Origin of the sequence: uncultured Chitinophaga sp. (genome assembly GCF_902168175.1) — a bacterium.
Lineage (GTDB): Bacteria > Bacteroidota > Bacteroidia > Chitinophagales > Chitinophagaceae > Chitinophaga.
This window is the reverse complement of the sequence record NZ_CABHOU010000072.1, coordinates 19,835-42,508: the sequence shown is the minus strand read 5'-3', so window position 1 is coordinate 42,508 and position 22,674 is coordinate 19,835. Positions and strand designations below refer to the sequence as shown.

General features: G+C 45.2%; 12 protein-coding genes, 1 tRNA gene and 1 pseudogene. 4 read left to right on the top strand and 10 right to left on the bottom strand.

All coding sequences use genetic code 11. From position 1 onward, the window contains the following. Positions 1–7: 7 nt before the first annotated feature. The gene (locus QZT80_RS15155) at positions 8–1,441 is read right to left on the bottom strand and encodes an NAD(P)/FAD-dependent oxidoreductase (RefSeq protein WP_295123536.1); all 1,434 of its coding nucleotides are present in this window, start codon (positions 1,439–1,441) and stop codon (positions 8–10) included. A gap of 18 nt (positions 1,442–1,459) precedes the next feature. Beyond that, complete coding sequence (locus tag QZT80_RS15150) at positions 1,460–2,737, bottom strand: hypothetical protein (RefSeq protein WP_295123533.1); 1,278 nt, start codon at positions 2,735–2,737, stop codon at positions 1,460–1,462. A gap of 175 nt (positions 2,738–2,912) precedes the next feature. On the opposite strand from QZT80_RS15150, the gene QZT80_RS15145 reads away from it, so the two are divergent. Continuing rightward, a complete protein-coding gene (locus QZT80_RS15145) occupies positions 2,913–3,728 on the top strand; it encodes an ATP-binding protein (RefSeq protein WP_295123530.1) in 816 nt (271 codons plus the stop codon). 68 nt (positions 3,729–3,796) lie between these two features. On the opposite strand, the gene QZT80_RS15140 is transcribed toward QZT80_RS15145, so the two are convergent. The 5 genes from QZT80_RS15140 to QZT80_RS15120 form a co-directional block, all read right to left on the bottom strand. Next, complete coding sequence (locus tag QZT80_RS15140) at positions 3,797–5,752, bottom strand: c-type cytochrome (protein ID WP_295123527.1); 1,956 nt, start codon at positions 5,750–5,752, stop codon at positions 3,797–3,799. 19 nt (positions 5,753–5,771) lie between these two features. Then, the gene (locus QZT80_RS15135; protein ID WP_295123524.1) at positions 5,772–7,616 is read right to left on the bottom strand and encodes a DUF1080 domain-containing protein; all 1,845 of its coding nucleotides are present in this window, start codon (positions 7,614–7,616) and stop codon (positions 5,772–5,774) included. A 185-nt stretch (positions 7,617–7,801) separates the two neighbouring features. Beyond that, positions 7,802–9,241, bottom strand: a complete 1,440-nt coding sequence (locus QZT80_RS15130; protein ID WP_295123521.1) for a S41 family peptidase — start codon at positions 9,239–9,241, stop codon at positions 7,802–7,804. 32 nt (positions 9,242–9,273) lie between these two features. After that, the gene (locus QZT80_RS15125) at positions 9,274–9,777 is read right to left on the bottom strand and encodes a hypothetical protein (protein ID WP_295123518.1); all 504 of its coding nucleotides are present in this window, start codon (positions 9,775–9,777) and stop codon (positions 9,274–9,276) included. A gap of 6 nt (positions 9,778–9,783) precedes the next feature. After that, positions 9,784–11,988 carry a radical SAM protein gene (locus QZT80_RS15120; RefSeq protein ID WP_295123516.1) on the bottom strand — a complete coding sequence of 735 codons (2,205 nt, stop codon included), beginning with the start codon at positions 11,986–11,988 and terminating at the stop codon, positions 9,784–9,786. Between the two features lie 353 nt (positions 11,989–12,341). Here QZT80_RS15120 and QZT80_RS15115 point away from each other — a divergent pair. Further along, positions 12,342–12,425, top strand: a tRNA-Leu gene (locus QZT80_RS15115). Between the two features lie 529 nt (positions 12,426–12,954). Here the strand turns inward: QZT80_RS15115 and QZT80_RS15110 are convergent. Then, positions 12,955–14,010, bottom strand: a pseudogene (locus tag QZT80_RS15110) (recombinase family protein); the annotation flags it as partial. On the opposite strand from QZT80_RS15110, the gene QZT80_RS15105 reads away from it, so the two are divergent. Together QZT80_RS15105 and QZT80_RS15100 are read left to right on the top strand one after the other, a co-directional pair. Beyond that, on the top strand, positions 13,910–16,192 hold the full coding sequence (locus QZT80_RS15105; RefSeq protein ID WP_295123514.1) for a strawberry notch C-terminal domain-containing protein: 2,283 nt from the start codon (positions 13,910–13,912) through the stop codon (positions 16,190–16,192). The pseudogene QZT80_RS15110 and the gene QZT80_RS15105 sit on opposite strands and share 101 nt — an antisense overlap. An 11-nt stretch (positions 16,193–16,203) precedes the next feature. Beyond that, positions 16,204–17,655 carry a hypothetical protein gene (locus tag QZT80_RS15100; RefSeq protein ID WP_295123511.1) on the top strand — a complete coding sequence of 484 codons (1,452 nt, stop codon included), beginning with the start codon at positions 16,204–16,206 and terminating at the stop codon, positions 17,653–17,655. Between the two features lie 279 nt (positions 17,656–17,934). On the opposite strand, the gene QZT80_RS15095 is transcribed toward QZT80_RS15100, so the two are convergent. Then, positions 17,935–20,571: a TnsA endonuclease N-terminal domain-containing protein gene (locus QZT80_RS15095; RefSeq protein WP_295123509.1), complete on the bottom strand. Its 2,637-nt coding sequence runs from the start codon at positions 20,569–20,571 to the stop codon at positions 17,935–17,937. Between the two features lie 132 nt (positions 20,572–20,703). Next, the gene (locus tag QZT80_RS15090) at positions 20,704–22,674 is read right to left on the bottom strand and encodes a site-specific DNA-methyltransferase (protein ID WP_295123506.1); all 1,971 of its coding nucleotides are present in this window, start codon (positions 22,672–22,674) and stop codon (positions 20,704–20,706) included.

Below are 22,674 nucleotides of genomic sequence, written 5' to 3'. Positions count from 1 at the left end.
TACAATTTTATATTGAGATATGAAAAACATCTTTAAGCGCCCGCTTCGCGGCATGATACCCGCAAAGCCCGTGTACCCCGCCACCGGGAGGCGTTGACGCGGAACAAATATATATTCCTTTAGCAGAGGTACGGTAGGGAGACATCCGCAAGGCCGGGCGGGTAAACAACTGTGTAATATCCAGCCGGCCGCCGTTAATATCGCCTCCGATGTAGTTAGGATTATAGGCCTGCATTTGCGCGGCATTCATCACATGCTTATGCAAAATCCGGTCGCGAAAGCCCGGAGCAAAACGTTCCACCTGCGCTTCAATAGCGTTCGTCATATCCTTCTCCGAGCCATTCGGCACATGGCAATAAGCCCAAACTGCCTGTTTGCCCTCCGGTACACGTCCGGTATCAAATAAACTTTGTTGTGCCAGCAGTACAAAAGGTTTTTCCGGGTGATGACCTTTTGATATGGCGTATTCCGAGGCGGCTACTTCCTCGAAAGTGTTGCCCAGGTGTACTGTACCGGCTTTACGACAGGCGTCTGCGGTAAATGGTATGGGCCCATCCAGTGCCCAGTCTATCTTAAACACGCCCATTCCATACTGGAAACGGTCAAGCTGACTTTTATAAAAAGACGAGAACTTGTGCCCTGCGATTGCTACTATTTGTTTCGGTGAAAGATCGAACAGCACGGTTTTGGACGACGGCAACTGATCCAGGTTTTTCACCTGCACACCTGTTTCTATTTTACCGCCCAATGCCAGGAAACAGGCAGCCAGTGCATCGGCAATGCTTTGTGAGCCGCCCTTTGGTATAGGCCAGCCGTAGTGATGACCTGCCAGGCTTAATACACAGCCAACAGCAGCCGTAGTGGCAGCGGACAATGGCAACATGGAATGCGCGGTAATACCCGCCCATAAAGCCCTTGCCTGCGTTGTTTTAAAACGTTTCACCACCGCTTCTGCACTACGCAAAGCAGTTAGCCCAAACCTGGCCATCTGAACCGGGTGCGACGGTATTGGGAACGGCCCTAACACATCTTTAATGATCAGCGGCCAGTATTCATACATTGCGCCGAACAAATCTTTATACGCGGCCTCATCTGCCCCCAAACCTGCCGCGGTTTCATCTATTGAACGGTAAAGCGCACCTGCCGTTCCATCGTCGAGCGGATGGGCCGCGAGTACGGGAGGATCAATAAATTCAAGTCCGTACTGCGCCAGGTTTACCTGTCTGAAAAATGGTGAACCTAACGCCAACGGGTGAACGGCCGAACAAATGTCGTGTACAAAACCAGGAAGTGTTAATTCCGCACTGCGCATACCGCCACCAACCGTATCTTTCGCCTCCAGCAACAATACCTTCAAGCCCTGCTGTTGCAGCACTATAGCGGCAGCCAGACCATTAGGCCCCGCCCCTACTACCACTGCATCATATTCGGTTGTACGCATATTGTATGTTGATGAGGCCTACCGGTGGTACGGATGTTCGTTGATCCAGTGAAATCCACGGTTCAGCAGGCGAATGGTTTTCAAATCCCTTTTTGTAAAACTAAACAATACTGAGTCATTAAAGTACTTTCCGCTCAATTCAAGTGTATCTCCTTTTACATGGTAGTTTAAAGTCGACCGGTGTGCGTTTTCCTCATAACTATAAACTCGGGCGGTTTTCCTGACTGTATCCACCTCAAAGGCGAAGTACTTTGTACTGTCGTTGGTAAGCTTTACTACTGCAGCATTCGGATACTGTATCACCAGCGTATTCCAGCGTGTATAATCCGTACGCAATGGCGGAAGCGTGTCGTTGTTACGCACAATAAGATGCGCGTCATAAATGCCGTATAACGTCGGTAACGGCCGTTCGTCGCCGTACAGTTTAACGCCATGTAACGAATTTGCAACGTTTACGTACAGGAAGTAAGCGACGATCAGAAATTTTAACACCAGTAGCAATATCCTTAACCAGCGCTTTCGGCCATGGTAGTTGGGGTAAAGTTTGGGAGATACGGCTTTATTGAACAGGAACAACCCCGTTAAACGCTTTACATCCGGTGCCAGCAGGAACACAGACATCAGCAACAACATGGAGGAGAACAGCTTCACCGGCACATCGAAACAAAAGTTGATGGCTACGATATTGATCGTAACCACGATGTTCACAATGGCCCCAATCGTTACGGTACGGCGGAATATTAACAGCAAGCCTGCTATCACCTCCGCCCAGCCTGTAATGGCGCTGAAACCGGACGAAAAACCCATATATGCCCAGGCAAGTCCCATAGGCGACTTATCGCCCAGCGGTGTAATTAAGGTGCTAAGCATGGGGGTGCCCATCTGTAAATGGAACACTTTTGCAAAGCCATACACAAACATATTGTACATCAGGAAATAACGCACCAGCACCCGCAGCCAGTAATGTAAGTGATCGTAACGGCGGCGTTTACCGTCCATCAGCGACCAAATAACAGCGGCGATAAAGGAACATACGAATTGTGTGAGTAGCAGTACGTAGTTATACGTAGTATCGCCGCTTCCATTCGGAAATATCGTGATCGGCTCCTTTAAATGCAGCACATGGGTGCCGATCCAGGGAACTATTATTTGTAGCAACTGGTTCCACCACATTTCCGGGTAACCTGCCAGGTCTAAAGGAAACGGGAATACGTAAAAGATGAATAATACCGCAAAAAAGCGAAGGGCAAATTTCTCGGTAAGGCTCCATGGTCGCAAGTTAACGGCCGGGCTCATAAGCTGTTGTTTAAATCAGGCTGATCAAAAATTCAGGACATGCGTTTCTACGCAGCGCACTCAATATAAGTTCTGCCTCCCATATTTGCAATTCCCAGGGATGAACGTTTTACATGAACGGCTTGTGCTCCAGGCCCCTATAATGTATCTTGCCGCCGAACCTCAATTATTAGTTATGAAAAAGACACTCCTGTTGTGCCTCTGCGGCTTCGCATTGAAAGCCCAGGCTCAACACAGCCTTGAGAAATTATGGGAAACAAAACCCGTTGTAGCCGTCCCCGAATCGGTGCTGGACGATGGCAAAGGCACACTTTATATTACCCTGATCGATGGCGCTCCCTGGGATATGGACGGTAAGGGCGGCGTGGCTAAATTAAGACCAGATGGCAGCGGTTACGACTCTGCGTTTATAACAGGCCTCCATTCCCCCAAAGGTATGGGCATTTACGGCAACCGTTTATATGTTGCCGATGTACAGGACGTGGCCGTTATCGACCTCAAAAAAGGGGTGATCGAGAAAAAGATCGCCTGGGATGGCGCTAAAGGCCTGAACGACCTCACCATCGATGCCAATGGTGTTGTATATGTGTCGGACTCCCACACGGGTATCGTATGGCGCATTGTGAACGACAAACCTACCTCGTACCTGGAGGGTTTTAAAGGCCTGAACGGACTGAAAGCCGTAGCACAAGACCTCATTATCGCCGCAGGCAAATCATTTGTGAAAGCCGACAAGGAAAAAAAGATCAGCAACATTGCGGAATTACCGCAAGGCGGCGATGGTATCGAACCTGTAGGCAAGGGCGATTACCTGGTAACCTCCTGGAGTGGTTATATTTTTTACGTGCATGCGAACGGTAAGGTAGAAACGCTGTTGAACACATCAGCAGAGAAAATAAACGCCGCCGACATTGGTTATGATCCGAAGAAGAAGATCGTATATGTACCTACGTTTAATGCTAAAACAGTAGCCGCTTACAGGCTGAAGTAAAATAGTTATCGAATAAAAAGCCCCGTGCGAATTGCACGGGGCTTTTTAATTTATGACAGTTGAAGTTACTATCTCAGGGAGTTGATGTAGCTCGCGATCTTCAACGCATCGGCCCTTGGCACCTGTGGCATTGGCGGCATTTCAGTTGCGTAGCCAGTCCAGTTTTCAGGTTTAGGGTTCCAGATGAGTTTTACGATATTGTCGTTAGAGTAACGGCGTTTAGCGATCTCTTTGAAAGCCGGTCCAACCTGCTTTTTGTCTGCATTATGGCAGGCAGCGCAGGTATATTTGGCCAGCAAAGGTTTCACCTCTTCGTAAGTGTACACTTTTGGTGCAGCGGCAACATCAGGTTTAGCAGTAGCAGGTTTGGTGGCTTTAACTTTCGCCGCTTCTGCTTTGGCTTTAGCCGCAGCTTCTTTCTCAGAGTTGCGGGTGCTTACACCAGTCATGGCCAGTTTAGCGCCATCAGGAATGTTATTCAGTGTGTAATAACCAGTTGGGTGTACCAGTGAATAATACATGTCCGCAGCACGTACACCATTCAGCGTTACGTTGTGGATGTAATACTGACGCAGGTTATCTACGATGATACGGGCTTTAAGACCATCTTCCGACACTTTCACACCTTTCACTTCGCACTTCTGGTTGTTAACCGTAGGGCTGCCGTATACAGGGTGATATTTGTAGATAAAGCTTTCTACTTCGTAAGAAGCCAGATCTTCTGCCGATTTTTTATCAACCGGTAAAGTGAACTCTATTTCAAAACCATCAGGCATCGCCTTGATCGTTTTCATTTCGAAAGGAATACGGTTGTTCCAGGCCAGGCGCTGCAAACCTTCGTTGGCATCACCTGCAGAACCCCAGCCACGGTTAGTTTCACCTACAAACAGGGAGCCATCAGGCGCCCATGCCATACGTAATACACCCGACTGGAAACCCTGGCGGAAGTCGAACGCTACGCCCTGGTATTCACCTTTCACCTGTTCCATAACCACACGCATGATCTTACTCTGACCCTGGTCGCCTACCAGTACCTGGCCGCCGAACGGACCAAAGTTACCTTCCGGAATAGCCAGGATTTCTGAGTTAGAGATACCCAATACACCGTGAGGCAGCCATACCGCAGGAGTACGCAGCTCAGGAATTGTTTTTTTCAGTTCGAACATGATCTGGAATTTCTCGTCAATCACGTTCTCTGGTTTAATATAACGCCCCTGCTCATTTTTCACTTTACGCTCGTCAACCTGTGCATTAAACTGCTCGGCTGTGAGTTTCAAAGGGGAATTAGGCAGGCCAGTCCATTTAAGACCCGCAGGGTGACCTACGAACGAACCTTTCTTTACATGCCATACACCGCCGGAGCCCATATAATCACCCTGGTTCTCAGAGTAAAAAAGTTCACCATTGATCATACCCAATCCGCAGGGAGAACGCATACCGGTAGCCCAGGGCTCCATGCTGCTGCCATCGGCAGAGATATGCATCATCCAGCCACGCCAGGGAACGCGGCTTTCACCACGCCACCATTCTTCGTTACCGAAAGCTACGTTACCGCTCACGAAAAATGAACCATCAGGCGCCAGTTTAGGGCCGAAGCTATATTCGTGGTAGTGACCAGACAAAGGCCATGCATATACCGTTTCGTACACGTCAGCTTTACCGTCCATGTTAGTGTCCACGAGTTTAGTTAACTCGCCGCGTTGTGCGCAGTACAGGGCACCATCTTTCCAGGCCAGGCCCAGAATTTCGTGCAGGCCGCTTGCGAACTTACGGAAGAACGGACGGTTGCTGGTCGGGTTTTCCACGATGAATACATCACCGCGGCGGGTAGATACGCCCAGGTCGCCGTTTGGCAGTACGGTTAAACCGCCTACTTCCAGCAATGTACCTTCCGGCGCACTCAGTTTCATTATCCTGAAATAGTCTTCCTCTTTGGGCGTTTCCTGCGCAAATGCCGGAAGTTGTGTGATAGTGGCAGCCAACGGTAATAAGTAACACGCTGCTTTCCTGAATATATTTTTCATGAATGTTGTCGTCTAAAAGTTAGAAAAGGATGGAATAGCTCAGTTTACCGCGTACAGGTACAATCAGTTCCTTAACGCCGGCTGCATCGCGTACAATGGGTTTAGCGCCACTTGTTTCCTGCAGTTGCAGGAAGTACGCCTTACCATCTACGAGGTACAGGTCCTTTCCTATTGATTCAATCTGCGCACCTTCGGCCAGTTTGGCGTACAGTCCACCAGGATCGTTGCTTACGCTGATCTCGCGGCTGATGCCATGACCATTTTCAGTTACACGTACTTTATCGCTAACGGTAGCACCGAATATGAAGTAGTTAAATGTTGGTCTGTCCTGCTCGTCCAGCACATAACCTTTAGGGCGGTAACCGCTGCCGGTAGAATCTGCCACCCATGTAGCCTGCTCGTTCGCCAGTTTACCCAGTGTGAAGAAGGGTTTACCCAGGCGTTGTAACGCGCCCTGCGGACGGGAAGTACCATTCCCCCTGTCGTGCCACATAGGCGTGGTTTCCAGGAAGCTACCCCTCCAAACCTGTACTACCATACCGTGATCGAGGTCGTAAGTGTAATGCACCTGTAAGGGACTGCCTACAGACACTGCATGTGTTACTTTACCATAACCCGGCACATCGCTGAAGCTACGCAGGATGGTGTTAGCCGATGCATCTACAATGATCGGGTCCGTATCGTCGGGCGTAATTACATCGCCTACATAGAACGTGCGTATACCAGGCCCGGTAATGTTAAGGCCCAGTGTCGGATTACCCCAGTCGCCGGAGCGGGAGTAAATCAAGCCTACCGGAACGTTACCGGCCGGCAGTGTAACTCTGCCCCTGTTGCTTACAGGTTTGCCATCTAACGTAATAATGCCCTGACCACCCTGTGCGTTGGTTTCAATTGTATACTCACCCGCTTCTTTTACATTCAACGTGCCTTTGTATACCAGTGTATATTCCTGGGAAAGATGAGATGCGTTGGCGGTCAGTGTTTTAACCGTACCGGCAGCTTCCGGTTTCAGTTTTGTATAGTCGTTATCCCTGTTGTAACGGCCTTTATAGGCTTTAAACTCCAGGCCAGTTAATTCCGGACGTTGTTTATCAAACTGTTTCAGGCTGATATTTTTAAACGCCACAGCACCATGGTCGCCCTGGATACGTAAAGGGCCGGAAGCCACTTCGTTACCGCCAATAGCGCCGCGGGTGGCGCCCATCAGCTCTATATTCTCATGTATTAATACCCCGTTCAGTTCTACGCGGAGCATTTTAGCGTTTTCAATTTTTTTACCGGCCACGTCGAAGCGGGGCGCCTGGAAAGATACTTTCAGGTGTTGCCACAGGCCTGGTGCTTTACTAACGTTCTGGCGCGGTGCATAACCCTGGTAGCCTTTTTTGCCTTCTGGTTTGCTGTCGTCCCAGCGTTCGTAAATACCGCCGTTATCGCCAGGTTTGGGAGAAGTTACGCCCCAGCTGTCCAGCAGCTGCAGTTCGTAACGGCCCTGGAGGTAAATGCCGGAGTTGGCACCTTCCGCCATCATGTAATCCAGTTCAAGGTCCAGATCACCATGCTCGAAGTTGGAGAACAGGTCCTGCCCGTGTACTTTTTTACCAGGTAAGTTAACCAGGATGCCTGTACCACCGGCTGTTTTAAAGGCATTGGCTTTCCCCTGCTCTGTGTTCACATCGCCCACTATCTGCCAGCTTTTGCCTACATCTTTAAAAGAAGAAAAATCCTGCAGCGGCAGCTGTTTAGCCTGGGCCATTGCCTGCTGTGGAATAGCCAGGCCGGCTCCGCATGCACATAATAAGCCGATCATCGACCGGCCAAAGAAATTACTTTTCGATCTTAGTACCATAGACAGCAAAATAGACATACTCTTCATTTAAAGGGTATTTTTCCTGATGAATGGTCATATTTTGTGATTAATTTATGACTTCCTGATCAGGTGCTAAACCGTTTTTCTACTGGGGATGACAAGAAAATGCAGTATCGGCCGGGGCTAAACAGTTGCGGCGTTTTAGCAAGTTGCTAATCTCTTCCTTTTTCATAAAAATCAGCCTAAAGTGCCTTTTGGATGAGATCATGAGCCGTTTGAAGGTCTTTATCAACGCCCATAAGTAGTTCTGCAATCGTTTTCATAGGTATATAATCCGGTTGTACGCAGTCGTCTCTATGCGGTTTGGAGGGTTCCGTCATGTACAATCGATAACGGGATATCATGCTGAGCAGGTTCGTATTAGGCAGGTAAAAATAAGCATATCCCCTGCCTGATCCGCCGTTCAAAGCGCCGGGCAGTTCTTCGCCTATCAATACTCCCCGTTTGTTGAGTTTCACCAGCGTTACAAACTGCGCGGCGGCCGATACCGTTAACCCATCCGTCAATACATACACTGCACCGGCGAAACGGTTGCCTGGCAAAGATTGCGTATTAAGGCCGAAGAAAGTACCAACATTCGTAGCCGTATCTACAGTAATGCCTTTTGTATACCGAATGCCAGTGGAAATATCCGCCTCATAAGTTGTCCTGGTTGCTTCCATGGCGTACAAAAAACGAAAGGGCTTATCGCTCAGATAACTATACAGGTAACTGGCGTTTGCACTTTCTCCGCCATCATTATTGCGGATGTCGATAATCAGGTGTTGAATACCTTCCTTATTTATCGCCGCGAACGCACTATCGATGAAAGGTTTAAAGGCTTCTCCACTACTGGCCAGCACATCGTTTTGTAACCATTTTACGGTTAATACGGCAGTGCTTTTTTCTTTTTCAAGGGATAAGGAAAGATAAGGTGGCTGCGGGAATAAAGGCTTCAGCAGCGGACATGTTTTACGTGTATTGGCCCTTCTGGCATTGAAGACGGAATAAGGTTGCGGGGCAACAGTTTTCAGATGCCTGGCATCTCCATCAACATATTCGATTTTAAACTTTTTACAATCACCGTAAACAAAGTAATACTGGAATGCGAAACGCTGCTCCACTCTTCTGATCTTAAGCGTTTGATTGGCGCCTTCACCCGAAAAAGTACTACCTAATTTATGCAGCAGTTTTGCTACCGGTTGATCATTGATTTTTATGATCTTACTCCCCACGCTGATCGTACTATCGTCGCTGTTATTACTGGCAATAAATACATCCTGGCCGATAATACGCACATCGAAAGGAAACAGCTTTTTATTGGCAGCCACCCAGCTATGGTAGTCGTCCGGCAGTTCGATGCTGGTATGAATATCACCAGCCATGGTGGCTAACGGCGCTACCAGCGTATAAAACTGCGCAGCGTCCATCGGTTTGTTCAGCCTGCGCTCCGTGTCCCGGAAGGCAGCATCGATAACAGGCTTTTTAAAGTAGCGGTATAGCGCGGGATGTACGACCTCCAGGCTGTCTTTCAGCACCTGCAGGTCTTGTTTCAACTGTTGTGGGGTAAACGGTTTGGGCGACTGTGCATATACAGCCGACACCAACAGACAAAGGAGCAACGACAAAAAGGATTTGAACATATCAGATAGCGTTAGCTAAATATAATGCTTTCTCAGAACTTGGGCTGCTCGCCTGGCTGTAAAGCCTTGCCCCTCTGTTTCTGTGCTACCTCAAATGCTTCGTCGTTCAACGGCCTGAAGCCCTTTGGCTTTTTAGCAGCGGAACCCTTGTAAATCCCCACAAAAGGTTTTGAGTAACGGCGGCGGGTAACGGGGTCGGTCATTTTGAAGAACTGAATGTACCAGCCCTGCACTGTTTTATTTTCTGCTGGCTGCATCTCCTTTTTACGGTTGGCGAGAATAGCGTCGAGCGATAGTTTTTCCAGTTGATCTTTAGCAAAAAAATATACCCTGCGGCCTTTCAGTGAGTTACCGCTTTTGAACACGCCTGCATGGTGCCATTCTTTCGCGAACACTTCTATCTCTTTTGCATAGATTTTCGTGTTGAACTGCCTGGATAAAATAGCGGCAGCCTCCCCTGCTTTTAAAAGACCTCTGTCTTCGGCAGCCTGGTAGTTTTCGGATTTACCTTCCTGTACGTACTTACTGATCTTCATAAAGAGTTACAACTTTAATAAGCCAAACTTGTGCAGGGTGTTCACCGGTTTGTTGTCCCAGAACAGTTCGAAATCGTCGAAGCCTGCGGCGGCGTAACTGTCCATTACTTCCTGCAGCGTGTAGGTTTTAGGGTTACTGACTGATAATTTCTCCAGCATGTCTGCCAGCCACAAACCTTCGGGCTGGTTAACGCTAATGCTGGCCTTTGTTTTACGGTCCTGGAATGTAAGAGAGGTTACTTCCCAGGTATTGCCTTTTTTCGACTTGGTGATCGTTTCCACTAAAGGTTTTTTGCCCAGCCACACCACTTTACTGGTAGGTTTGGAGGAAGCGTACATATCTTCCGTTAAACACTTTTCAATATGGTCGGGCGCCACGCGCGTTTTGGGCACTTTAAACTCAAACCACTTCTGTAAAGGATCGTCCAGGCAAAGGCCGTGCATGTAGTTGAACAGCGACTTCTTCAACCCGAAACCAAACGTTTCGTGATCACCACCTTCTTCATCGATATGTACGATGTCGTTATTGGCAAAAGTGCCTATCACTTCCGATTCCTTCTTCACCTTGTATTTCGCAGGGTCCATACCCACAGGGCTGTGTGCTGTCATGGTAAAAAGATGCCAGAAAGCGGACTGCAGGATGCCTGTTTTAAACATCTGCCTGACCATCTCCATGGAATCAATTGTTTCCTGCGCTGTTTGGGTGGGAAAGCCGTACATAAGATAGGCATGCACCATAATACCGGCTTCTGTAAAGTTACGGTTCACTTGTGCAACCTGCGCAACAGTGATCCCTTTTTGTATCAGTTCCAGCAACCTGTCCGACGCTACTTCCAGTCCGCCCGATACCGCAATGCAGCCCGACGTTTTCAGCAAAAGGCAGAGGTCGCGGGTGAAGCTTTTTTCGAAACGAACGTTCGTCCACCAGCTTACATTCAGTTTACGGCGGATGATCTCCAAGGCCAAAGCACGCATCAATGCGGGCGGTGCGGCTTCATCCACGAAGTGGAAACCATTCTGCCCTGTTTGTGCGATAATTTCCTCCATGCGGTCGCAAAGCAGCGAAGCCGCTATGGGCTCATACAGGCGAATGTAATCGAGTGAGATATCGCAAAAAGTACACTTGCCCCAGTAGCAGCCGTGGGCCATGGTCAGTTTATTCCATCGGCCATCGCTCCACATGCGGTGCATGGGGTTTACGACTTCTATCGCGGAGATGTATTTATCCAGCAGCAGGTCGCTGTAATCGGGCGTACCTACCTGGCCCTGTTTATAATCGGCGCATGATTTATTGTTAAAGTAAGTCACCTGGCCGTCTACCAGTGTGAAGGTGCGCTTCAGCTGGTCCTGCCCAATTTGTCCCTGTATGTATTTCAGCAGGTTTTCGATCGGCGCTTCGCCATCATCCAGTGTAATGAAATCGTAGAACTCGAATACCCGTGGGTCCGATAACGACCGCAGTTCCGTATTGGCGAAACCTCCACCCATAACCACCTTCGTGTTTGGATAATGTTTTTTCACCCATTGCCCGCAACGCAAGCTGGTATACAGGTTGCCCGGGAAAGGCACGGAGATAGCCACCATATCGGGTTGCACCATTTCCATTCTATCTTTTAATAACTGGATGAGCAGTTCGTCGATGAAAGTATATTCCTTTTGCAGTGCCCCGTATAACTCGTCGAAACTATTGGCTGAACGCGCCAGTTTTTCGGCATAACGACTAAAACCGAAGTGTTCGTCCACACACTCCATGATGAGGTCAGACAGGTCCTCGAGGTACATTGTAGCCAGGTGTTTACCTTTATCCTGTGTACCCATCGAGCCAAAAGCCCAGTCCAGGTCTTCCAGCTGCGCAAAGCGCGAGGCTTCCGGCAGAAAATCGCGTTTACAGATACGGTGCGCCAGCGTAGGGTTCTTCCCCTGCAGAAACAGCACTACATCATCTACCGAGTGTATATAATCATCCTGGAGCGCCAGGATGCGGGCAGCGTTGTCGGACAGGCCTTCCCTGTTGCCGATGCGGGCAAACAGGGTTTCAAGGCCCTTTTTTGAAAAAAGGGCCAGCGTTACCTCAATACCGAGGTCTGCCTGGAAGGAAGAGATATTTTTGGTATTCAGGAAGCCTTTCAGGTACGCTGTAGCCGGGTAAGGCGTGTTCAGCTGCGTGAAGGGCGGAGTAATCATGAAAACAGACGCACTCAAATCGTTCATATTTATCCCGCAAAATTAGCCCTAATTAATGGAAAGCCCTATTCCTGTCGAAAATGTTGTGCGAACAAGGAATATGTTGTTAATACTCTTAATTCACCGTATAAAACCAGGCGGTGAACTATCGCGTAAACAATCCCTTCCGCGCCCACAGTTTCTGCAAGCGGTTTATACCTTAGTTCCGGGCAGTCTACGGACGATCCAAAAAACCTTAAACCGGCGACATTGCCGATCAGTTACGAAGAACATTCACAGCTAAAACCTACCGGTTTCGCCTTGCTGCCGGGGATTTCAAAAATTTCTTGCAAAATATTATTTGATTACATACATTTGCATCCCACAATGCGAAAGGCATTGCCCAGATGGCGGAATTGGTAGACGCGCTAGACTCAAAATCTTGTATTCGAAAGGGTGTGCAGGTTCGATTCCTGTTCTGGGCACACTAGCGGAAAGGTTGGAGATTTCTCCAACCTTTTCCTTTTTAGACCCGTCCAAATCCTTTCCCATCCTGCCTATCAGCTCTAGTATCACATTCGGCTCCGTGGTTCGAACTTTATTTTCCTGGAAAATCAACTTTCCCGGAAAGATCGAACCAATGATCTTTTTTTTACCCTCCGAATTTGCTGCGGCGAAGCGGGTCGCTATGTTCGCCAGGATATCGCCCCCCGCTTTCATATAATCTTCTGTTATTTTGGGCTTTTGCTGAAGGTTATGCTTACGAGCAGTAAGTGCCTGCTGCTCCCCCAAAAGGTTTGTCTTAATTTCATTATAGTCAGTCATTGACAATTCCCCATCCAGCAATAATGTTCGGGCATTTTGGAGCCGATTGCCTATTTTGGAGATTGCATCATCGATTGTGACTATTTCACTTTTATCGCTGGTCTGCCCTTTTTCCAGGGCTTTGTGAACTTTTGCCGCGTAGGCGCACAAAACATCCCCATTTACCGCGATCGTCTGTAGCACCCTAATGAAAGCCTCATTCGCCTCGGAGGCACGGAACCGCTCGTTACATTTTCTAGCGGTCATACAATGATAATAATAGTATACTCCGCCATTTCCCTTTGATCCGCTTCCGGTAAGAGGCTGACCGCAATTTTTGCAAATTAGAAATCCGCGTAGAGGAAGATTCTCAGTAATATGGTGTTTCGCATCAATTCTAACTTTCCGGCGCCTACCCCTTAGCACATCCTGAACTTCGTTGAAAAGATGCTCGCTTATAATAGGCGGGTGAATTCCCGCAACACAATGCGCTGGTTCATTTTTGTAGGCGGCTATAAAAACCTTACCACAGTACACGGGATTGCGTAACATGCTCCAAAATTGACTTTTTTGAACTTTTAGACCCTTCTGGCGCGCCATTCGCCACAACGTCTGAATATCAAAAATCTCCCTGGACATTTCTTCAAAACACCATTTTACCGTTGCCATGTCTTTATTAGGAACCAAAATTGGTTTGTTTTCCGCGTCACGTCCATTGGAATAGCCGCGAGGGGCAATCCCAAGATATCGCCCCTCTTTCTTGGCTCGCCTCATGCCATGGAGGGTATTAAGTGCGCGACGGTCATTTTCCACCTCAGGTGCGGTAAGGTAGATTGCCAACATAATTTTGCTTTCGGGTATTTCCATATCCAACGGCTGCTCAATCGCCTGTACCTCTACTCCCAGCTTTTTGAGTACTCCTATCATTCGGTATGCTTCTGCAAAGTTTCTGGAGAACCTGTCCCATTTTGTAATCAAAAATAAATCAACAGTATTACGCTGTTTCTTAATGATTGAGAGCATCCTATTAAACTCTGGTCGTTCAAATGTTTTAGCTGAATAATCTTCATGAAAAACGCCCTTAACGATTATATTTTCTTTTACACAATGACGCTGTAAAGCATCCTCCTGGTGAGCTGGACTATATCCGTCTGCCTGATCATCTGTGCTTACCCTAGGGTATAGAAAAGCGGCCCGTTGCTTTACGCAAGGGACTTTCCAGCTGGCGGAATTGGGGCCGGAAGCTACGGAAGAATACCACCGCATCACTTCCAGTATCGTAAATATATCGACGGGAATTACCATTTCGCCTATCGATGTTATCATCAAAATATTACAGGACGCTGGCTACCGGGTCGCGGAGGTCACAGGGCGAAAGTATGAAGTTCAGCTAAACCTGGAAACAAACATGGGCCTTGTTGTCGGGCGCAAAAAGTTGAATCCGAATGACGCTTTCCGGCGTTTTAACAATGATGAGGTAGATGTATTGATGATTAACCAGTCCGGCAGCACTGGAGCTTCTGCCCATGCCATACCGACAGGAAAAGTACCTCGCGAGAAGGTGCGTCAACGTGTGATGATTGTACTGCAGGCCGAACTGGACATCAATACCGAGGTGCAGAAACGGGGCCGAATCAACAGAACTGGCCAAATCTATAAGCCAATTTATGATTACATCACGAGCGCTATCCCAGCTGAGGTTCGCCTCATGATGATGTTGCAGAAAAAACTAAAGTCGCTTGACGCTAATACCACTTCTAATCAAAAGCAGTCAAGCGCTATACTTGATGTGCCGGATTTCCTGAATAAATATGGCGATAAACTTGTCGTGGAGTACCTAGCAGACAATCGCGAGGTCAACGTGCTGCTGGGTGATCCACTGCATCTTCTTGAGGCCGGAAATAGTGAGGCTTCCACTGGAGAAGATGCCGCCCATCGAGTATCGGGCCGCGTTGCCGTGTTATCTACCCATATGCAGGAGGAGTTTTATAATGAAATGGCTCAACGCTACGTAGAGAAAGTTGATTATCTACGCCAGGTTGGCGAATATGACTTAGAAGTGGAAGCTATGAACCTCGAAGCGGAAACCACCGGAACGCAGGTTGTTAAGATGGGGACAGGGAACGACAGTGCCTTTGGTACCGATAGTGTGCTAGAAACTGTTACCGCAAACGTGCTGCGAAAGCCTTTCACACGCGAGCAGCTCCACCAACTTCTAAACGAATCGTTAGCCGGTGTTACTCCTGATGTTTATACCGCGAACATTATCCACGATTTTGAGGGCCATCACCAGGCGCGACTATCCCAAGAACTTGATGAAACGCGTTCGCATTACGAAATTCTGATCGAAAGCATTGGCCGGGAAAAGAAAATGAAGAAGTTGGAAGCCGATTTGGATGAATGGCAAGCTGCGTATAAAATGCGAAAAAGCGAGTTAGAAACCGCCCGTAATAAAAAAGATGTTACGATAAAAGAAAAGGCCGAAAACAATAAGCGTTATCTATTACAGTTATTCCGCTTCTTCTATCCGGGGCGTTTATTGCGGTACCCTATTACGACATTTGCTGGTGGACATGAAAGTGTAACCGCCGTTTTTATCGGGCTTCAGATTGATAACAGGAAGTCAAACCCATTTGCTCCGTCGCAGGTGAAGTTGCGATTTGCACTCGCAAATGGACGCAAATATTTGGTCGTTCCAGCTTCAATGTCTGCTGATTTATTAGCGACGTTGGGACAAAGTACCGGCATGCCTGAACTTACGATTAATGATGTCTTGACCGAATGGGAAGCTGCTGTAAAGGCTAAAAACGTGGATCGGAGTACCCGGTATATCGTGACGGGAAACATTCTACAGGCATTTGCAGATTTTCCTGGAAAGCTGGTAAGTTATACCACTGTAGATCAGCAGATAAAAAAAGGCATTTTATTACCAGAGGAATGGAATATGTCTAAGGAGGTCGATGGATCGGTCACGATCCCTATAGCCTCCGCGTTACCTTTTATTAAGTCGTTACAGCCTAATAAAGGGTTTACGGCAGACGGTGATTTGTCAATTTTCCGGGGAAAGAATTCATTTAAAATTATTTTACCCGACAGCCGAAGTAAAGGCGGTGCCGTTTACCTGGACAAAGACTTGCTGGCACTGGTAGTTGGCAATAACTTCCAGAAGACGGCCGACAAGATGGTGGCAGATGTGCGGGCGGACGATATTTCAAATTTCGTAACCGTGCTGGAACGTAACCATAATTTATCTGTAGTGGTTACAGCGGAACAATTCCGCCAGGTTGATCGGTCTAAACGGGTCGCCGCATCCCGAAAAGCCATTATGCTGCCACCTCCCGAAAACCCGGCTCCTGAAACCTCGGCCCGTATAGTTGACTTTGACCGCCGCCGTCGCCTAGTAATGAAGGCCAAGGCGCTTAAACTTCGGTTCCGCTTCGCAGCCTAAAAAATACTCCTATGAATATTACTCCCGAAAACTATTTTGAAGTAGCCGCCGGCCTTAACTTTTCCGAAATGCCTAAAAACATTCAGGAAGGACATGAGTACGTAAAAGAACTAACGTCTGGCGGAACAGACTGGCGAGATTATGATGAGGAACCAGAAATTGCCGAAACTGTGCGTCTGTACTTCCTGGCACTGGCGGCCTTGTTACTTGATAAGCAGCCGCCTGGAGTTGAAGCATCCGCACCAATGCGCACACGAAAAGCAGCCGCCAAGGCTAATAAGCCGAATGGCCCTGTTAGGTTAAGTCAGTACGCAAACACGCCGAAGCCCGTAACGCCGGCTCCGGTTGAAATTATTCGACCGGAACTCCAATTTATAAAACGCTTCTTGAAACTCCATAATACGGATAAGGAGCGCGACCAGGTATTGCGATTTCTCAATGCTTTACAAAAAGCCATGCTGGAAAAGAAGATTCGTAAAACCTCTCCGTATGCAGCGCAGATTCTTTATATCCAAGACACGCTTATAAAGGCCGTGAATACCATGCCCGATAGCGGTACGATCGTTATTAGCGATGACATGCTAAAAAATTTACAGGCCAGTGTGGGACAAGAAGATATAATGCCAGAGGTGCAGTTGATAAAGAGATACATCGGACTGCACGGAAAAACAGGTGTGCATGAAAAAGCAAAGAGCTTGCTTGCCGCGATAGACAAATCAATAGAGCGCGGTATTATTACTGATAAGTCCCCATACTACAGTAACATTCATCAAATTCAGAAGAACCTGCGCCGATACCTTGCTGCCGGTTCGAAGAACGTACTTAATATTGATGATGCCGAGCTAAATGGTTTACAGGGAGTGCTTGACGGATGTAACTGTGAAATGCCGGCTACTACTTCGCCAATTATGAGTAGCATGGATTTTTCTGGTGTCCACTTTGAAACGTTGGGATTTACAGGTAAGTACCGTGACTTGATAGGCGATCCTTCACCAAATTTTAGCATGATGATTTCCGCCTTACCTAAATATGGAAAATCGACATTCGCCTGCGAATTTGCCGGTTATCTCGCACACAATCATGGGTGTGTTCTTTTCGTGGCGAAGGAGGAGAAATTTGGCAAAACGCTTCAAGATAAATTTTTGCGGGTAAAGCACCCTCGCCTTTATATTGCGGATGATTTGCCTTCAACCATTGATGGGTATGATTTTGTTGTCCTGGATAGTGTTAATAGTTTAGGGTTTTCGCCAGCCGATTTGCGATTATTGAGGGAGAATAACCAGGGCAAAGCATTCATTTTTATTTTTCAGTCTACAAAAGCAGGAAAATTCCGCGGTGACAACACATTCCAGCACGATGTGGATTCGGTAGTCACGTTGCCGGAGCCAGGAAAAGTAGTTCAGATGGGGCGCTACAACCAGGGAGGAGAAATGCAGCTATGGGAGTCACCCCTAGCTGCATAATCCTTATTGTCAATCAATTGACTGTTTTTCGATAAATGATGTTTGTTTTTTATTGGAACCTTTTCATCCTTAATAAAAATAAAGTTGTGATTCATCATTAGGTTAATCTTCCTTAAGTGGTGATTTTATCATCTGGCATTATATTACCCCGAGAGGATCAATAAAATCTGACATAAACCGTCATCGTCAACGCGGAAAATAAGTTTTTCCAATCTAGTAAGCGGCCCTAATATTTGAGATTCATAAAGCCTTTGGTCAATTCATCAATTAATAAGTTTTTCAAATACTTAAACCTGCCAATGCATCACTACCTTTTATTAACTTGTAAGACATTCCACTCGCTCCAGCTATTTGGCTAGCATACTCCGATTTCGCCTTGACAATTGCATCATCAATCTTATTATCCCCTTTCACTTCAAGAATAACATACTCATCAATTCCGTTAGAAGCCTTTAACTTTAACAGGAAATCAGGGTAATACCCTCTAACTGTATGAGATTCTGGATCGATATAATTGATAACGAAATCGGATTGCCCATGAGTAAGCATCCCTGTGAACCACACCTTTTCTATTCTTTCGTCTTCGAGCAACGTCTCGAACATTTTACTTTCGGGTATGCTGTCAAAGCAATAATTGTCAAGATGGAAAGATTTACCCTTATATTTTAGAAACGTCTCTGAGTAGACACTGGCAATTAGTTCCTTGTTCTTCGTATTTACTCTATAACAATCTCCTTCTTTAGGCTTCTTTACTAGTTCTATTTCAATTTCTTCTGTGTCCGTAAACTCTTTAATAGTATAAAGCTCAGTAAATAATTTGGGAACAACCCAGTCGTAGAGAATTTCATTGTATGAATTTACAGTGTCTAGCAATACGTCAATACCTTCAACAGTAGTTTGAAGAATAGATTTAATTCGAACTGGGGATTCATTTAAATATCTTGAAATTTCAGCGACGAGAGTTAAAATTGAGTAATCTCTCCGTTCTTTAATATGAGAGAAGTCCTTTTCATGTCCGATCTTTTTGGAAAGATCTGTTATCTTTCTTTCCGATCTGATAATCTTGTATTTGTCAGTGTCAATGTCTTTTAACTGAAGATTTATTTGTTCTGTCAATTTTTTAGGCAAGAGTTGATGTAATTTGGTTATCTTCTTGAGCTTCACTTTAACAGGAGGTGGTACAAGCCTAACCTCTACTAACTGAGATATAGCTCCAGCGTTATTAAGATCATCGACTGATAACTTGAAATTTTCCTCCAGTTCATCGTTTAAGATTTTAACATTTTCATCAGAAAGAAAAACAAGTCCGGTTTCCTGCTCGTCACCGATCTGCCGTAAACAGCGCATCGTTGCTTGCAGAACAAAGATTTTTGATTTGGGTTGACGATGAAGTGCAACACCGAAAAGAGAACGGCAATTCCACCCTTCTTTGCCTTTATTAACTAGTAGGATAAACTGCTTTTCGGAAATTGGACTATCTAAGTTTTTGAATTCTCTGAGTTCATCATTTGATGTCAGCTTTGGATCACCCACATTAACAAGTATCTTATTAGTAGGTATACGTAGTTCACTTAATATGTCTTCAACAGCAGGACGAAGCTCTTTTTCTAACTCATCAATTGTAGATGCAAAGAAAACCATTTTGGGCAAGCATCCCTCATATTTATAACCGTCGAAAGTATTCCAAAATTCGCTAATCGCAGTACGTACAAAGGCGTTAGTTTGATCCTTTATATTTGTAAATCCGCTTATACTAACTTTCTTTAAATACTTATTGTCTATAGCATCTTTTAGTCCATATGCATACACTACTTCAGGTAGTAATCTGCTACCTACGTAAGGCGTACCGGTATAGTTGTAGCAGCCTACAACAAAAGTTCCTGCCTCCTTTAGATTCTCAGCTAACTCATTGATTGTAACTCTCAAGCTCGTTGAAGATTTTTTTAAGCCAAAATCCATCGCCAACTGATTGCCAAATACATGATGAGCTTCGTCAACATAAATTCCCAACTGCCTCATTCGTGTAAGCTTGGCGAAACGTTGATTCGTTATCAGATCCTGATCCGTATCAATATCAAAGCCATACAAATCTTCAAAATCCTTATTGAGGCTTTTTGCCTTATAGGACTTAGAATGATCTTCAAACAGTTCCTCCGAGGCCGTCTTCTCCTTATGTTGCTTTTTAAGTATAATCTTCTGGGAATTTGAGATGATAATGTTGAATTTGGATTGCTCTATTGCATTGAGCGCGTCCCCGCTTTCATCAAGGAAATAAAACTTAAGATTCGTTTCAAGCCAATTAATATATTCAGGTGGTACGACTTTCGATTTATCAAATGTTTGGATCTCTTTAAGTGACTGAAGTACTGTTTTGTCGGGAGCGAACACTAGGGCATTATGACAATATCTTTCGGATTTCGGGTACTTATTAGCTAACAAGAACTCATAAAAAATCGAAGTTGCCATTAGTACAGTTTTACCTAGCCCCATGGTAAGTGCAAAGATAAAATTGGGATAAATTTGTTCGAACATTTTTATTTGTTCGAATACGGCTTTGAAGGCTCTCTTTTCATCAGAGTCTTTAGTTTCTAGAGGACCAAAAAGTGTTGTTTGTCCGAATCTTGTGATGCCAGCGTCTGATCTATTTTCAAATTTGCCAGTTTTATAGTACCATTCTTCAAATACGGTATGCAAATGTTTGTTTTCACAAAATTCTTTAAGAAATATATAAATTTCCAGTGCTTCAAATTGCGGCTTTCTAAGAAACGCTGTCGAAGACTCGGGGTCATTGAAGCTTAAAAATTTTCTAGTAAGGGTGTTATAGGATGAAAGAATTTTTTTCCGTTCCTGATCGTAAAATACTTTCAGGTATACATAGAAGGGGAATTCTATATCGTTCTTGTTCTTTTGAGCCATTTATCAATCATTGATTGTGTAGATAAGATTTCTCATATTTTATAGTTATTTCGATTTTGCCTGCATAGCGTGGGCAAATCGTCATCGTCCTAAAATATAAGTACAATTCTATTTGTTGTTAAATAGTAATTGCTATATATTAACGTCAATTTCAAGAGACTCACTCAGCAAATCTGTTATTTTGACTCTTATAGTTCCAGCGTTTTCGGGGATTTTGTAAACTCCCTTTACTACTTCATCCTTTGGAGGAACATCTACTTCCTGTGGTTCAAAAATAGCTCCGTCGTAGTTGAAATCAATCATTACCGATTCAGTTAGTTCTTTCCAATCTTCTACATTTTCTTTCATGAGTGAAAGTTTTTGAAGCAAGTTCATTGGATAGAACTGTTCAATTATAAGATCCCCATCTTTTATTTTGAAGTCTGCTTCAGAGTCTCTTTTAAACTCAAGATTGGATTTATCTCTGAGTATATCAACTACTTCTATATCCAATTTGTATGGCATTTGTTTTTGAAGAATGGCGGCCAGGTCTGGCTCATGTCCCATGCAAACTAACTGCAAATGCTCGACTGCCTTCCCAGGACTTACTTCATTCCTCTTTTCAAAAACCTTATAATCAAATCCAGTTATTAATTCATTTAAATCAGCACGGGTTGCTATCCGATTAATCGGCATTATTTTTACCATTCTGCCGTCTTTTTCCCCGTCATACAAGGCGTTGTTGGGAAGAGGTTGAATTTCAAGCGCTTTAATAAGAAGCTCTTTAGCTTGTAAAGGATTTCTAAATACATCATAATGATTTACATTGTATACCTGAAATCCAGTGTAAAATTTATCAACTTTCATCAAGCCTTCTCCTTCCGAATTTTCTGACTCGAACATTATCTCGGGCGCCTTTTCATTTATGTCTTTTGAAGTATTAATTAACCTTTTGGATGTCGTTTGAATAGATGCCAAATTTATATCAGCTCCAAGGAATCTTCGTCCCATTTTCAGAGCAGAAACTTGTGTTGTTCCTGATCCCATAAAACAGTCAAGAACCAGATCTCCAGGATTGGAACTTATTTTTATAATTCTTTCTAATAATGTTTCAGGTTTCTGGGTTGGATAATCCGTTCTTTCTTTGGCTTGGGAATTTACTTGAAAAATATCTGCCCAAATATTTTGAATTATTTGACCCCGATATTCATCCAAGTACTGCCTTCTTTGCAGCCTTCCACCTTCTTTCTTGGGAAATTCTAGACGCTCTTCCGCGTCCATTTTTTTCATTCGTTCTAGTGAAACAGCCCAGCCATTTGGCGGTGGCTTGCAGCCCTTGTATTCATATATCAAATTTGGACGATATTCTGGGTTCCCTAAATTATCTAACTTATATACTCTACCTGCTGGTGTTTTTAAAGTGTATCGTTCTTTTATGTATTTTTTCGTAGTTTCATCATCAAGAGAATAAATTGGGTTGTATGTATAATTATTAGATTTTACCATCCAGAAAATAGTGTCATTTGCAATCCCGAGTTGTTTACCTGCATAAGATGTCGCTGATTTTCTTTTCCAAATAATTTCATTTACGAAATTTGAGGCGCCAAAAACCTCTTCTAATATCATTCTTAGAAGATGGCTTTTATGCCAATCACAGTGTAGAAAAAGAGAGCCTTTTTCCGAAAGTAATTCTCTCAAAAGAATGATCCTTTCATACATAAACTGCAGATAGTCATCGTTTGACCATATATCAGTATATTGCTTTTCTTCAAAGGTGGAGTGATCATTACTTATATTTTTTCCTTTGAGTGTTATATTCTTCTTATAGTCGGCCTTACTATCAAAGGGAGGGTCGATATATATTAAATCTACCTGCCCCCTGTACATCTTTAAAAGATGACTCATTACCTGAAGATTGTCGCCCCAGAAAATCTTGTTTATCCATCCATCGAGCTCTTGCCCATGTTGTTCTTTTAGTTGTGCTGGATAATATTGAGTTGAAGTAAATGGCCTTTTACCTTTCCAATGTAGCATTGGATAACCTTTGATGGGCTCGAACTTATATTCTTCTATAGACTCTACTTTTTGCTCGACTTTCAAGCCTAGCGATTCTTGCTTTGCCAT